Raw genomic sequence first — 13,546 nt, 5'->3', positions numbered from 1 at the left:
ATGTTTGTGGCAAATATACGGGATTATTCCGAATCTTATTAATTTCGCGATAAATAGTTGTGAACGGATGAAAGTTACGATACTAGGAAGTGGAACTTCGCAGGGCGTGCCTGTTATCGCTTGCGAATGTGATGTTTGTCGCTCGACCGACGAACACGATAAACGATTGCGGAGTTCCGTGATGATTGATATAGAGGACAAGAAATTAATCATTGATGCCGGACCCGATTTCCGGACCCAAATGCTGCAAGCGCAAGTGAAGAACGTGAGGGCATTACTGCTGACACATGAACACAAGGATCATATCGGGGGATTGGATGATATACGGGCATTCAACTGGGTAAAACAAGGTGGGGTTGATGTATATTGCAATCATTTGACAATGAAAGCTATTCATAAAGATTACGATTACGCTTTCGCTAAATTCAAGTACCCGGGAGTCCCGGAAATGAATATACACGTGGTGGACGAGGCGCCTTTTCTGATTGACGATATCGAGGTTATTCCGATCACGGTCATGCATTACAAATTGCCGGTCACGGCGTTTCGTATCGCTAACTTCGCGTATGTTACCGATGCCAATTATATCCCGGAGGAAAGCATGAAGAAACTGGAAGGGGTAGAATATCTTGTAATCAACGCCCTGCGGAAAGAGCCGCATCTATCGCATTTTACCTTGGGACAGGCTTTGGAGGTGGTGAAACGACTGAATGTGAAGCAGGCATACATCACGCATATCGGGCATCAAATGGGGTTACACGGTGAAGTTTTGGGTGAATTACCGGATAACGTGAAGCTGGCACACGATATGTTAGTTTTTGAATTGTGAATATTGCGGGGGAAAAATTTCCTTTAATTCATCGTTTTTATTACATTTGTGGGATTTTGGGAAGAATGAATTAAAAGAGTAATTTAATATTATAAATGGAAAACGTCGGAGAAAAAATTATTAAGATCAACATCGAGGAGGAGATGAAATCTTCGTACATTGACTATTCAATGTCGGTGATTGTGTCGCGTGCATTGCCTGATGTTAGGGACGGTTTGAAACCGGTACAGAGAAGGGTATTGTTTGGAATGAGCGAATTAGGTGTAACATCCGGTAAGCCATTCAAAAAGTCAGCGAGAATCGTGGGAGAGGTACTCGGAAAGTATCATCCTCACGGGGATAGCTCGGTGTACATGGCAATGGTGCGTATGGCTCAAAGATGGTCTTTGCGTTACCCGTTAGTAGACGGGCAAGGTAACTTCGGGTCTGTGGACGGGGATAGTCCTGCTGCCATGCGTTACACGGAGGCTCGCTTAATGAAGATTTCTGAAGATATTCTGGCTGATTTGGATAAGGATACGGTAAACATGATACCGAACTTTGACGAATCGTTGAAAGAACCGAGTGTTATGCCGACCAAGATACCTTTATTATTAGTGAACGGAGCTTCCGGTATCGCGGTGGGTATGGCAACGAATATGGCACCCCATAACGTGGGTGACACGGTAGACGCTATTTGTGCTTATATAGATGATAACGATATCGAAATTGATGACCTGATACGGATTATCAAAGCCCCGGATTTCCCCACGGGTGGAACAATTTACGGGTATAATGGGGTGCGGGAGTCCTACCACACGGGAAGAGGACGTATTATCGTGCGCTCCAAAACATCCATAGAAACGACTCCCCACGGGCGGGAAAAAATCATCGTGCATGAAATCCCTTACATGGTGAATAAAGCCGAATTGATTTCCCGTATTGCCGATTTGGTAAATGAAAAGAAGATTGACGGTATCTCGAATATCAACGACGAATCTGACCGGAGTGGTATGCGTATCGTGATTGACTTGAAAAAAGACGCGATAGCCAACGTGGTATTGAATACCTTATTAAAACATACAGCTCTTCAAACTTCTTTCGGGGTAAATAATATTGCTCTGGTTGGAGGACGCCCCCGGTTATTGAACTTGAAAGATTTGATACGCTTGTTCGTGGAGCATCGCCATGAAGTGGTAATTCGCCGTACGCAATTTGAATTGAAACAAGCGGAAGACCGGGCTCATATTCTGGAAGGATTAATTATAGCCAGTGACCATATAGATGAAGTTATCCGTATTATTCGCGCATCCAAAACGCCGGATGAAGCGAGAAATACTTTAATGGAAACTTTCTCTTTAACGGAGATTCAGGCACGGGCCATAGTGGAAATGAGATTGCGTCAATTAACGGGGCTTGAGCAAGACAAACTGAGAGCGGAATATAATGATTTACTCAAGTTAATCGAGCACTTGAAGGAAATTTTGGCTAGCGTGGAACTGAGAATGCAAATCATTAAAGATGAACTTTTACAAGTAAAGGCTCAGTATAATGACGAGCGTAGAACCGATATCGTGTACGCGTCCGAGGAGTTTAACCCGGAAGATTTCTATGCAGATGAAGCAGTGGTCATCACGATTTCTCACATGGGATATATCAAGCGTACCCCGCTTTCCGAGTACAAGGTACAAAATAGAGGAGGGGTAGGGTCCAAAGGCTCCGCGACTCGTGACGAGGATTTCCTTGAACACATGATTATGGCGACAATGCATAATACCATGTTGTTCTTTACCGAAAAAGGAAAGTGTTTCTGGCTGAAAGTTTGGGAAATCCCGGAAGGCTCGAAACAATCGAAAGGTCGGGCAATACAGAATCTGTTGAATATAGAGCCGGACGATAAAGTAAAAGCATATATCAATACGCTGGATTTAAAAGAAAGCGATTATATAAACAGCAATTACATCGTGTTATGCTCCAAGCAGGGTATTGTCAAGAAAACCACGCTGGAAGCCTATTCTCGTCCGAGAGCAAACGGTGTGAATGCGATCACGATTAAAGACGGGGATCAACTATTAGATGCCAAGTTGACTAACGGTGAAAATGATATCATGATAGCCGTGAAATCTGGTAAAGCGATTCGTTTCCCGGAAGCAAAAGTGCGTCCCATGGGTAGAACGGCATCCGGGGTAAGAGGTATCACTCTGGATAGTGAAAAAGATGAAGTGATTGGCATGATTTGTGTTGAACCTGACAAAGCAGACGTGTTGGTTGTTTCAGAAAACGGATATGGAAAACGCTCTAGCATAGAAGACTATCGAATCACGAATCGAGGTGGCAAGGGTGTGAAAACCATTAACATGACAGATAAAACGGGAGAATTAATCGCACTATTGGATGTTACGGATGAAGATAACTTGATGATCATTAATAAATCCGGCTTGACTATCCGACTTGACGTGAGTACGCTGCGAGTTATGGGACGTAACACTCAAGGAGTGAGATTGATTAATTTGCGGAACGATGACGCTATAGCCGCTGTCGCTAAGGTTTCAGCTTCAAAAGAAGAAGAGGGACAGGAAGAAGGGCAGGAGAGTACGAATGTAGAGGAAGCCGGAGAAAACAATGAGGAATAATTATTTACAAATAATATCTAATTGGAACACAAATTTTAAACGTATGAGAAAACTAACTTTTATCATTGCCCTTCTGCTTTGCGTGAATGTGTCTTTCGCGCAAATGGGAAAAGTGACATCTGCTGTTAGCTTTTACACGCAGGGAAAGCTAGATAAAGCAAAAGAGCTAATCGATGAAGCTATCGGACATGAGAAATGTGTAAACAACCCGAAAGCACACTTCGTGAGAGGACAGATCTATCAAGGTATCTTCGAGAGCCAAGATGAAAACTACAAGAAATTATCTAAAGACCCGCTTCCGATTGTTTGGGAATCTTTCCAAAAGGTAATACAATTGGATGATAAGAAGAAATTTGAAAAAGACTTGAAGGCTCAATTTGCCAATCTTGTTGTTGACTTCACTAATCAAGGTATCATATGTTATAACGAAGGTACCAAAGTGGAAGAAGCACAAGGAGCTGAAGCGGCTAAAAGTTATTTCCAAGCAGCCTTCGATAATTTCAAAAAGACTTTGGATCTCAATGTTTCTCCTTATGGAACACAGAAAGTGGATACTGCCGTGATCTATAACGCGGGTGTTGCCGCTCATAAAGCCGGTAACGTGGATGAAGCTATCGAGTATTACAAAAAGTCTATGGAATTGGGTTACGAGGCAAACAGAATTTATGCCATGTTAGCCAGTATCTATTTAGGCAGAAGCCGCGAAGCCAAAGAAGCCGGGGATTCAATTACCGCTAAAGCAATTCAAGAAGAGGCAGTTAAGTATTTGCAAGAGGGGCACAAATTATTCCCGAATGACGAATACATGTTGATAGAGCTTATCAACTATTATCTGATGGGAGATACCCCAGCGAAAGCTGAAGAATTCTTGGATGCGGCAATCAGATTAGAGCCGAATAAACCTGATTATTACCGTGCCAAAGGTCAATTATACGAGAAAATAAACCAACCTGATAAAGCAGAACAAATGTATATCAAGACGTTGGAATTGAAACCGGATGATTTCTTTGCACAGTATAACTTGGGAAATATACAGTTGAACCGCGTAATTGAAGCGCACAAGATTGTTATGGATATCGTTGATGTTAAGGAATATAACGCAGAACTTGCCAAAATTATGGACCAATACGAGGCTGTCGTTCCTTATTTTGAAAGAGCTTTAGAATTACAACCGAACGACAAAAATACTTTGGTTACTTTGAAAGAATTGTATTATCGTTTGCAAGCTAGTAAAAAGCAATATGAAAGCAAGTACAATGATACAATGTCTAAGATTAATAACCTGTAATACATTTATTTAAAAGAAAAGGGAAAAACATCCCTTTTCTTTTTTATATATTCAACTTATCATAATATGAATTATAAAACATTTATATAACAATCTTTTTTCTTATAGAGATTGTTTATTCTTTTAAACTTGTTATTATATTTGTAAGTTAAAACGAGGAAATTCTAAATATCTAAGAAACAAGATTCATGCAAAACAAAGTGGTGATTATTACAGGTGCATCTTCCGGTATTGGTAAAGCGTTGGTTTATGAATTTGCCAAACGCGGAGCCAAAATTTCCATGGGTGCCAGAAATATAGACGAATTGAAAAAGATTGAGGATGACTTGAAAGCCTGTGGAACGGAAATACTTTCCGTACAGACGGACGTCACCCGTGAAACGGATTGTAAAAATCTGATAGAGAAAACTCACGAGCGTTTTGGCAGAATTGATGTCCTTGTGAATAACGCGGGAATTTCCATGCGTGCTCTATTTGAAGATTTGGAAATAGATGTTATACGTCGTTTAATGGATGTCAATTTTTGGGGAACCGTGTATTGTACGAAATATGCATTACCTTATTTATTACAGGCAAAAGGTAGTTTGGTCGGTATTATCTCTGTGGCAGGCTTCCTCGGTTTACCGGGAAGAACCGGATATTCAGCCAGTAAATTTGCAGTCCGCGGATTCTTGAATACATTGCGTGTCGAGAACTTGAAAAAAGGTTTGCACGTACTTGTTGCCGCCCCGGGATTTACGGCATCCAATATTCGTAAAACCGCTTTAGTTGCTGACGGTAGTCAACAAGGTGACAGTCCAAGAGCCGAAAGTAAAATGATGAGTGCTGAACGATGCGCTCAAATCATTGTAAATGGAGTTGTTAAGCGGAAACGTGAAATTATTATGACATTGGTTGAAGGAAAAATATCCGTGTTTTTGAGTAAATGGTTCCCTAGCTTGCTGGATAAACTTGCTTATGGTCATATGGCAAAGGAGCCGAATTCTCCATTCAAATAACAAGTTAATTATCTCATGAGGTTTGTTGTTGTTGTAATTATTATTTTTGCCCTATCCCAGAATACACTTTTTGCACAGGAAAAGACGGACTCTCGGGTTATAACGGTACGTCCATCGTATATTTTACCGGTCAAACATACTCGATCAGACTCTCTTTATCACACAAAACCTCAGATAAGATACGCGTATAAACAATTGAAAAACACTCATATAGGCAATCCTGCGGCTCGATACGCTCTGGAGAATCTAAAGAAAGAGCGATTAAAGTACTATGAACTCAACCGGGCAATTAATACGTTGAGAGATTATGCAGAAAACGAGCATATTAAATATATGCTCGATTACGTGAGGAGTTATTTCAAAACAGTACAGGCAAAGGAAGAAGCTATCAAAAGAATACAGGAACGCATATCGAAAGATAGTATTGATTTTTACAAACAACATCCGGACTTGGATTCATTACGCTTGTTGGACTCAGCCCGGTATGATATATTTCTAAACCCGAATTTGGAAGCGCTTGTAGCATTTATGGAACAGGATGAAAACTACCAATGGATGAAAGAGAGAAGTCGTGATTCTGTTCTGGTTTCCGTGTTGGGTGTATCCAATCGTTCTAAAAATATTTGGTTGAACACGGGACGTACGGAGTATCATCGTTTAATGACAGAAAATTTCCGTGGGGATACGATTAGCGGTTGGATAAAAACCCTACCTGATGGTAAACAGATGAAGTTCTTTTTGGATGGAGATGTTTATCAAACCAAGAAATTTGCCATATTGCAAGAACCGCGCGAGGAACCGTTACTCGTGGCATCCGATTCGATTTATTTTGTTCTCGCCGAGATGAAGATCGGGACACTCGAAAGACGGCATTGGACTTATTATTCCGATGTCACGTTGTCTTTCGGACAAGGTTTTATTAGTGACAACTGGGCAAGTGGAGGTGAAAGTTCTCTTTCTATTCTCTCTGATTTAAAGTATTTTATTAATTATAAAAAGAAAACCACGACATGGGAAAATTCATTCCGTTATCGTTTGGGGGCGCTGAAAAGCGGAAGCGAGGAATTGAGTAAAAATGAAGATAAATTAGAGATACAATCAAAAGTCGGTGTAAAAGCTTTCAGACATTGGAATTATGCCACGCAGTTTGATCTGAATACTGTTCTGTTTAATTCTTACAATGCTTCGGATCGGGAAACCGTGATTGCCAATTTTTTGTCACCTTGTAATTTTACGTTATCTTTGGGTTTGGACTTTAAACCCAAGGATAATATTTCATTGTATCTCTCTCCTATTGCCGGACAATGGGTATATGTACGGGATACAAATAAAGTGGATGTAACCCGGTATGGTATTGAAGCCGGGAAAAGATATAAAAGTGATGCCGGTGCCAAGATAGAATTGAAGAACAAACATTCTCTCTTCTATTTTCTTGACATAGACAATCACTTGATGTTATTCTCAAGTTATTACGAGCAGCCGGAAAAACTGACGGTTGACTGGCGTCTGACATTGAAATTCAAGATAAATTATTTCATGCAGACTTCGATATACGCCAACGCGGTGTATAATCAAAACGATTCGAAAAAAATACAGTTTAAAGAAACATTGAATTTAGGAGTACATTTTAGATTTTAGCATTATGATGAACTTTGATACTTGTGAGATAAATAATATCGTGATTCACGATATCGGTAATAAATACGAGGATGGTCAAATACGCCTTTCCGAGTCATGTTTTCTGCCGGATGATGCGGACGTACACAACCTATTGAAAAGTTATTTCCTCTCCCCTTTCAAGAAAGACGCTTATTATCGTTTTGCACCCGTGGAGGACGATTTGTATAATAACTTGGTATATAGTACTGTAAGTTCTGTTTTTGAAGATGAATCCAATCTATACGAGGCTTCCGTGAATATCGCGCAACATTTGTTTGACCAATCCAATCATCCGAATATCAAGGCGGGAGAACTCTATATGGTGCATTTCAAAAACTGTGTGTTGGAAGAAGGTCCTTGTGATGCCGTTGGTATCTTCAAGTCCGAAACAAAAGATACTTTCTTGAAAATTATTCTTAATGAGAATAGTTACCAGCTTGAAAGTGAACGAGGTATTAATATCAAGAAATTGGATAAAGCTTGTCTGGTATTCAATGTTGACGGGGAAAACGGTTATCGGGTAAGCATTCTCGATAAAACGAACTCCTCGGAAGCTGTTTATTGGACAACGGATTTCTTGGGGTTGGAACAGTGTGATGATAACTATTTCCAGACATCCAACTACTTGAAACTTTGCAAAGATTTCGTGCAAGAGGTTTATAATCAAGAAAATGATATCCCGAAAGCAGACCAGATTGATATGTTGAATCGCTCGATAGATTATTTTAAAAAGGCGGACGTGTTTAACGAGAACCTTTTCAAGGATGAAGTTGTCAATGATCCACAGATAATCAATGCTTTCGAAGATTTCAAAAATTATTACGAGGAAAAGAACGAATTGTCTTTAAAAGACCAGTTCGATGTTTCCAACAGTGCGGTTAAAGATGAAAAGAGATTCTTCAAGCATATATTGAAATTGGATAAGAATTTTCACGTGTATATACACGGGCAAAAGAAATATATTGAAAAAGGATATGATTCCGCCCGTGATATGAATTACTATAAATTATATTTCAGGGAAGAAAATTAATTATGAGTAAGATAGTAAAAAGAATTCTTGTATTTGTTATAATAATCATGGCGTTAGTGGCTGTCATGGGTGGAATCGGTTATTATTACGTGTTCTCCCCTAATACTGTCGTGACAGATGATGGAATTCTTTATATCCGGGATAGTAATTCTGTCGCTCAAGTGTTTAAAACACTGCGAAGCCGGGGATACATCAAGAATCCCAACACCCTCAGTAGCGTGGCGAAACTGAAGAAGTTTTCTTCTTCTGTAAAATCCGGAAAATATAAAATCCGTGATGGAATGAACAACAACGAACTGGTTAATATGTTTCGGGTGGGAAATCAAGTTCCGGTTCATTTTACCTTTAATAATATGCGGACTATTGAAGAGTTTGCCGATGAAGCTCAAGAAGAATTGGCTGTTTCCAAAGATGAATTAATGGCTTTACTGACAGATTCGGACGTTCTCGCAGAATTAGGGTTCAATTCGAATACCATTTTGGCGATGTTTATTCCAAATACGTACGAGATTTATTGGAATATCCCGGCCATGGATTTGCTAAAACGGATGAAAAAAGAATATGCCCGCTTCTGGAATGAAAACCGTATGGCAAAAGCCAGAGAAATAGGATTAAGTCCCGAAGAGGTGATCACGTTAGCTTCAATTATAGAAGAAGAGACTGTAAAGGCAGAAGAATACCCTGTCATCGCCGGAGTTTACATGAACAGATTAAACAAAGGAATAAAATTAGATGCTTGTCCCACGTTGAAATTCGTGCTCGGTGATTTCACGATCAGCCGTATTCTGGACCGTCATATGCAAATAGATTCTCCTTATAATACTTATATGTATGCCGGACTGCCCCCCGGCCCTATTCGTATGGCTTCAATAAAAGTTATAGATAGTGTTCTGAATTATCAGAAACACGATTATTTATTCTTTTGCGCGAAAAGTGATTTTTCCGGCTACCATAATTTTTCCCGTACACTTCGGCAACACAATGCCTATGCCCGGGAGTACCATCGAGAGTTGAATAAACGCAAGATATGGAAGTAGAAAGAAAATCTAAAATTGAGGATTTCTTTGTAAATCCAAACAAAAGTGCTAACTTTGCGAGCGATAAAATAATTTTTATTAGATTAATGTATTAATAAACAATCAGTTATGTTGAATCATTACGAAACCGTTTTCATCACAACTCCCGTTTTATCTGAAATACAGGTAAAGGAAGCGGTAGAAAAATTCAAGGCTGTTATTACCGAAAATGGAGGTAATATCGAGCACGAGGAGGCTTGGGGTCTACGCAAGCTGGCTTATCCAATCCAAAAGAAGACGACAGGTTTTTATCACTTGTTTCAATTCGAAGGAGAAGGAACTTTAGTTGATAAACTGGAGACTTCTTACAGACGAGACGAAAAAGTGATTCGTTTCTTGACGTTCAGATTAGACAAGTATGCTTACGAGTATGCATTGAAAAGAAGAGCAAAAAATCAAGTAAAACAAGAGGAGAAATAAGCCATGGCACAGAACGAAAGTGAAATTAGATATTTAACCCCCCCAACGGTTGAAATCAAAAAGAAAAAGTACTGTCGATTCAAAAAAGCAAAAATCAAATTTATCGACTACAAGGATCCGGAATTTTTAAAGAAATTCTTGAACGAACAAGGCAAGATTCTTCCCAGAAGAATTACCGGAACTTCTGTAAAGTACCAAAAGAAAGTAGCAACCGCAGTGAAGAGAGCAAGACATCTTGCTTTGTTGCCCTACTTAACCGACTTGATGAAATAATTTTAAGGAAGGAGGACACAAATGGAGATAATTTTATTGACAGATATAGCAAACTTGGGACATAAGGATGACATCGTTGATGTTAAGCAAGGTTACGGTCGTAACTATCTTATCCCTCAAGGCTATGCTATTTTAGCAACCCCTTCAGCAAGAAAAGTTGTAGCGGAAAACTTGAGACAAAGAGCTCACAAAGAAGCTAAATTAAAAGCTGAAGCAGAAGAATTAGCAGCACAATTAGCAGAAGTAAAACTTACCATCGGTGCTAAAACCAGCTCTACCGGTAAGATTTTCGGTTCTGTAAACAGTATCATGATTTCTGAAAGTCTGAAAGAGAAAGGATTCGATATCGACCGGAAGAAAATCGTACTGAAAGACGTAAAAGAAATAGGAACTTACACCGCTCTTATCAAACTTCATAGAGAAGTAAAAATTGATGTAGAGTTCGAAGTAGTTTCCGAATAAATTAAAACAAGTCATTAACAAGACTTAAACGCATTTCCAAACATATTCCAAACGCTAAAAGCACCCCTCAAAGGGTGCTTTTTTTGTGAGAAAAGTCGTATCTTTGTAGATATTTTGGAAGGACAGATATGAGTAAGCAGAGAATAGAGTTGAAAGGAATACGGGTGCATAACCTGAAAAATATAGATCTTGACATTAAATTGAACCAGTTGGTGGTTATTACCGGGGTTTCCGGTAGCGGTAAATCATCACTGGCTTTTGATACGTTATATGCCGAAGGACAGCGGCGTTACGTGGAAAGTCTTTCTTCGTATGCGCGCCAATTTCTTGGAAGATTGAATAAACCGGAATGCGATTACATTAAAGGTATCCCCCCTGCCGTTGCCATCGAGCAGAAAGTAAACACATCGAACCCGCGTTCAACGGTGGGAACATCCACGGAACTTTATGACTATATTAAACTTCTGTATGCCAGAATGGGGAAAACCTTTTCACCTGTTTCCGGTGAAGAAGTAAAACGTCATAGCGTGGATGATATAAGCCAGTATATACTGGATCAAGACATGGAACAGACCGTCATTATCATGGCAAAATCCAAAGACATGACGGACGATGGACTTCCTCTCTTGGTCAGTCAAGGATTTTCGAGAATTAAATACGGGGACGAATTTATCCGTATTTCCGATTTGATTGATAAAAATGAATCACTTGATCCCGGCAAAGAGATTTTTCTAGTGATAGACAGGCTTCGGATAAGCCATGAGAAAGATACCGTTTCAAGAATCAAAGACTCTATAGAAACCGCTTTATACGAGGGTAACGGAACTTGTTACGTGGAAATAGACGGAAAGATAAAGTCTTTTTCGAATAAGTTTGAAGCCGACGGAATCACGTTCCAAATCCCGACAATAAACACGTTCAGTTTCAATTCTCCTATCGGGGCTTGTCCCAGATGCGAGGGATACGGGAAGATTCTAGGAATTGACGAAGATCTTGTGGTTCCTAATAAATCTTTAAGTGTATATGATGATGCCGTCATGTGTTGGCGGGGAGAAAAAATGAGCGAGTGGAAACACTATTTCATCAAAAACGCGCACAAGGTAAATTTTCCCGTGCATACCCCCTATTATGAATTGACGGAAAAAGAAAAAGATACCCTTTGGAATAACGAGAGTGGTATATACGCGTTCTTCGAGTATCTTGAATCCAAAAAGTTCAAAATACAGAACCGCGTGATGATTGCACGTTATACCGGTAAAACAAAATGCCCGGTATGTCATGGAACCCGATTAAAAAAAGAAGCCACTTACGTGAAAATAAACGGTAGGGCAATAACGGAACTTGTAGATATGCCTATCACGGAATTGAAAACATTCTTTGACACGTTGGTACTTTCCGAACACGATCAAGTTATTGCCGCTCGTGTGCTTCCGGATATTCATAACCGGATTAATTTCTTACTGGATGTCGGATTGGGATACTTGACTCTTAATAGGTTATCTTCTTCTCTGTCCGGTGGTGAGTCACAACGGATTAACTTGGCAACCTCTCTAGGGTCGGCCTTGGTCGGTTCTTTGTATATTTTGGACGAACCGAGTATCGGACTTCACTCTCGCGACACGGATCGCTTGATCAACGTGTTGCATCGTCTTCGGGACTTGGGAAACACGGTCGTTGTCGTGGAGCATGATGAAGATATTATAAAATCTGCCGATGAAATTATTGACGTAGGACCATTGGCCGGACGTTTAGGCGGTGAAATTATTTTCCAAGGTTCGTTGAAGGAACTAAAAAAAGCGAATACATTAACGTCAGACTATATTTACGGGGAAAAAACGATTCCTGTGCCTGCCGTCAGAAAGAAATCGGAGCGCAAAATTGTACTTACTGGGGCAACAGAAAACAACTTGAAGAATATTGATGTCACGATTCCTTTGGGCGTGATGACCGCGGTAACCGGAGTAAGTGGTTCCGGGAAAAGTACATTGATTAAAACGATCCTCGTTCCCGCCCTGAAAAAATACTACGGTGATTATTCCGATCGTACCGGGAGTTTTAATAAATTATCCGGTGATATTGATATGATACGCGGGGTTGAATTTATAGATCAAAATCCGATTGGTAAATCCTCTCGTTCCAATCCGGTGACTTACTTGAAAGCATGGGATGATATCCGGAAAATATACGCGGACGAGAAACTTTCAAAATTAAACGGTTTCAAACCGGCACACTTTTCTTTTAACGTACCGGGAGGACGATGTGAAGAGTGTCAAGGAGAAGGTATTATTAAAGTTGAAATGCAATTCATGGCGGACGTTTACCTTGAATGCGAGCATTGCAAAGGGAAGCGTTTCAAGGATGAAGTGTTGGAAATCAAGTACAAAGACAAGAACATCTACGATATATTGGAAATGACGGTAAACCAAGCTGTCGAGTTTTTCTCTTCCGGGACAAGCCATAGCGAACGGAGTATCGTGGCGAAACTGCAAAAATTAGTCGATGTCGGGCTTGGGTATATCAAGTTGGGACAAGCTTCCAGTACATTAAGTGGTGGAGAAAGTCAGCGGGTAAAATTAGCTTATCACTTGAGCCAAGAGAATGCTGATCCTACCCTTTTCGTGTTTGACGAACCCACGACAGGTCTACACTTTCATGATATCCACAAACTGATGGACTCGTTGAATGCCTTGATAGACAGGGGGCACACGGTACTGATTATCGAGCATAACATGGACGTGATCAAATGCGCTGATAACATTATTGACCTTGGTCCCGAGGGAGGAAGTGAAGGCGGATACCTCGTGTTCGAGGGCCCCCCCGAAGAATTGGTGAAATGCCAAAATTCGTACACGGGTAAATATTTAGCAGAGAAATTACAAGAGAAATGATTATAAATGAA

Annotated in this window: 11 protein-coding genes; all 11 read left to right on the top strand. The window is 40.2% G+C overall.

From position 1 onward, the window contains the following. Positions 1-67 precede the first annotated feature (67 nt). The 11 genes from H8S64_RS06290 to uvrA all read left to right on the top strand — a co-directional run bounded on the left by H8S64_RS06290 (position 68) and on the right by uvrA (position 13,535). Positions 68-829 carry an MBL fold metallo-hydrolase gene (locus H8S64_RS06290; protein ID WP_186975385.1) on the top strand — a complete coding sequence of 254 codons (762 nt, stop codon included), beginning with the start codon at positions 68-70 and terminating at the stop codon, positions 827-829. A gap of 95 nt (positions 830-924) precedes the next feature. Beyond that, positions 925-3,441 (top strand): DNA gyrase subunit A, encoded by a 2,517-nt coding sequence (gyrA, locus tag H8S64_RS06285; RefSeq protein WP_186975384.1) that lies wholly within the window; start codon positions 925-927, stop codon positions 3,439-3,441. A 43-nt stretch (positions 3,442-3,484) separates the two neighbouring features. Next, positions 3,485-4,729: a tetratricopeptide repeat protein gene (locus H8S64_RS06280; protein WP_222621148.1), complete on the top strand. Its 1,245-nt coding sequence runs from the start codon at positions 3,485-3,487 to the stop codon at positions 4,727-4,729. Between the two features lie 188 nt (positions 4,730-4,917). Continuing rightward, on the top strand, positions 4,918-5,727 hold the full coding sequence (locus tag H8S64_RS06275; protein WP_186975383.1) for an SDR family oxidoreductase: 810 nt from the start codon (positions 4,918-4,920) through the stop codon (positions 5,725-5,727). A 195-nt stretch (positions 5,728-5,922) separates the two neighbouring features. Further along, positions 5,923-7,365 (top strand): DUF3078 domain-containing protein, encoded by a 1,443-nt coding sequence (locus H8S64_RS06270; protein ID WP_255469446.1) that lies wholly within the window; start codon positions 5,923-5,925, stop codon positions 7,363-7,365. A gap of 4 nt (positions 7,366-7,369) precedes the next feature. Next, positions 7,370-8,416: a nucleoid-associated protein gene (locus tag H8S64_RS06265; protein WP_186975382.1), complete on the top strand. Its 1,047-nt coding sequence runs from the start codon at positions 7,370-7,372 to the stop codon at positions 8,414-8,416. Positions 8,417-8,418: 2 nt separating this feature from the next. After that, positions 8,419-9,453 (top strand): endolytic transglycosylase MltG, encoded by a 1,035-nt coding sequence (gene mltG / locus H8S64_RS06260; protein ID WP_186975381.1) that lies wholly within the window; start codon positions 8,419-8,421, stop codon positions 9,451-9,453. A gap of 111 nt (positions 9,454-9,564) precedes the next feature. Next, positions 9,565-9,912, top strand: coding sequence for a 30S ribosomal protein S6 (gene rpsF / locus H8S64_RS06255; protein WP_199691956.1), 348 nt, complete (start codon positions 9,565-9,567; stop codon positions 9,910-9,912). A gap of 3 nt (positions 9,913-9,915) precedes the next feature. Next, positions 9,916-10,185, top strand: a complete 270-nt coding sequence (gene rpsR, locus H8S64_RS06250; RefSeq protein ID WP_018336357.1) for a 30S ribosomal protein S18 — start codon at positions 9,916-9,918, stop codon at positions 10,183-10,185. A gap of 21 nt (positions 10,186-10,206) precedes the next feature. After that, on the top strand, positions 10,207-10,647 hold the full coding sequence (gene rplI / locus H8S64_RS06245) for a 50S ribosomal protein L9 (protein ID WP_186975380.1): 441 nt from the start codon (positions 10,207-10,209) through the stop codon (positions 10,645-10,647). Between the two features lie 128 nt (positions 10,648-10,775). Further along, positions 10,776-13,535 (top strand): excinuclease ABC subunit UvrA, encoded by a 2,760-nt coding sequence (uvrA, locus tag H8S64_RS06240; protein ID WP_186975379.1) that lies wholly within the window; start codon positions 10,776-10,778, stop codon positions 13,533-13,535. Positions 13,536-13,546: the final 11 nt, after the last annotated feature.

It is taken from the genome of Butyricimonas hominis (assembly GCF_014287455.1).
GTDB lineage: Bacteria > Bacteroidota > Bacteroidia > Bacteroidales > Marinifilaceae > Butyricimonas > Butyricimonas muris.
The sequence above is the reverse complement of the archived record's forward strand: the minus strand, read 5'-3'. Positions and strand labels throughout refer to the sequence as shown.

Coding starts and splice junctions, on each gene's coding strand:
- H8S64_RS06290 (WP_186975385.1), top strand. CDS start 68: ATGAAAGTTACGATACTAGGAAGTGGAACTTCGCAGGGCGTGCCTGTT.
- gyrA (WP_186975384.1), top strand. CDS start 925: ATGGAAAACGTCGGAGAAAAAATTATTAAGATCAACATCGAGGAGGAG.
- H8S64_RS06280 (WP_222621148.1), top strand. CDS start 3,485: ATGAGAAAACTAACTTTTATCATTGCCCTTCTGCTTTGCGTGAATGTG.
- H8S64_RS06275 (WP_186975383.1), top strand. CDS start 4,918: ATGCAAAACAAAGTGGTGATTATTACAGGTGCATCTTCCGGTATTGGT.
- H8S64_RS06265 (WP_186975382.1), top strand. CDS start 7,370: ATGATGAACTTTGATACTTGTGAGATAAATAATATCGTGATTCACGAT.
- mltG (WP_186975381.1), top strand. CDS start 8,419: ATGAGTAAGATAGTAAAAAGAATTCTTGTATTTGTTATAATAATCATG.
- rpsR (WP_018336357.1), top strand. CDS start 9,916: ATGGCACAGAACGAAAGTGAAATTAGATATTTAACCCCCCCAACGGTT.
- rplI (WP_186975380.1), top strand. CDS start 10,207: ATGGAGATAATTTTATTGACAGATATAGCAAACTTGGGACATAAGGAT.
- uvrA (WP_186975379.1), top strand. CDS start 10,776: ATGAGTAAGCAGAGAATAGAGTTGAAAGGAATACGGGTGCATAACCTG.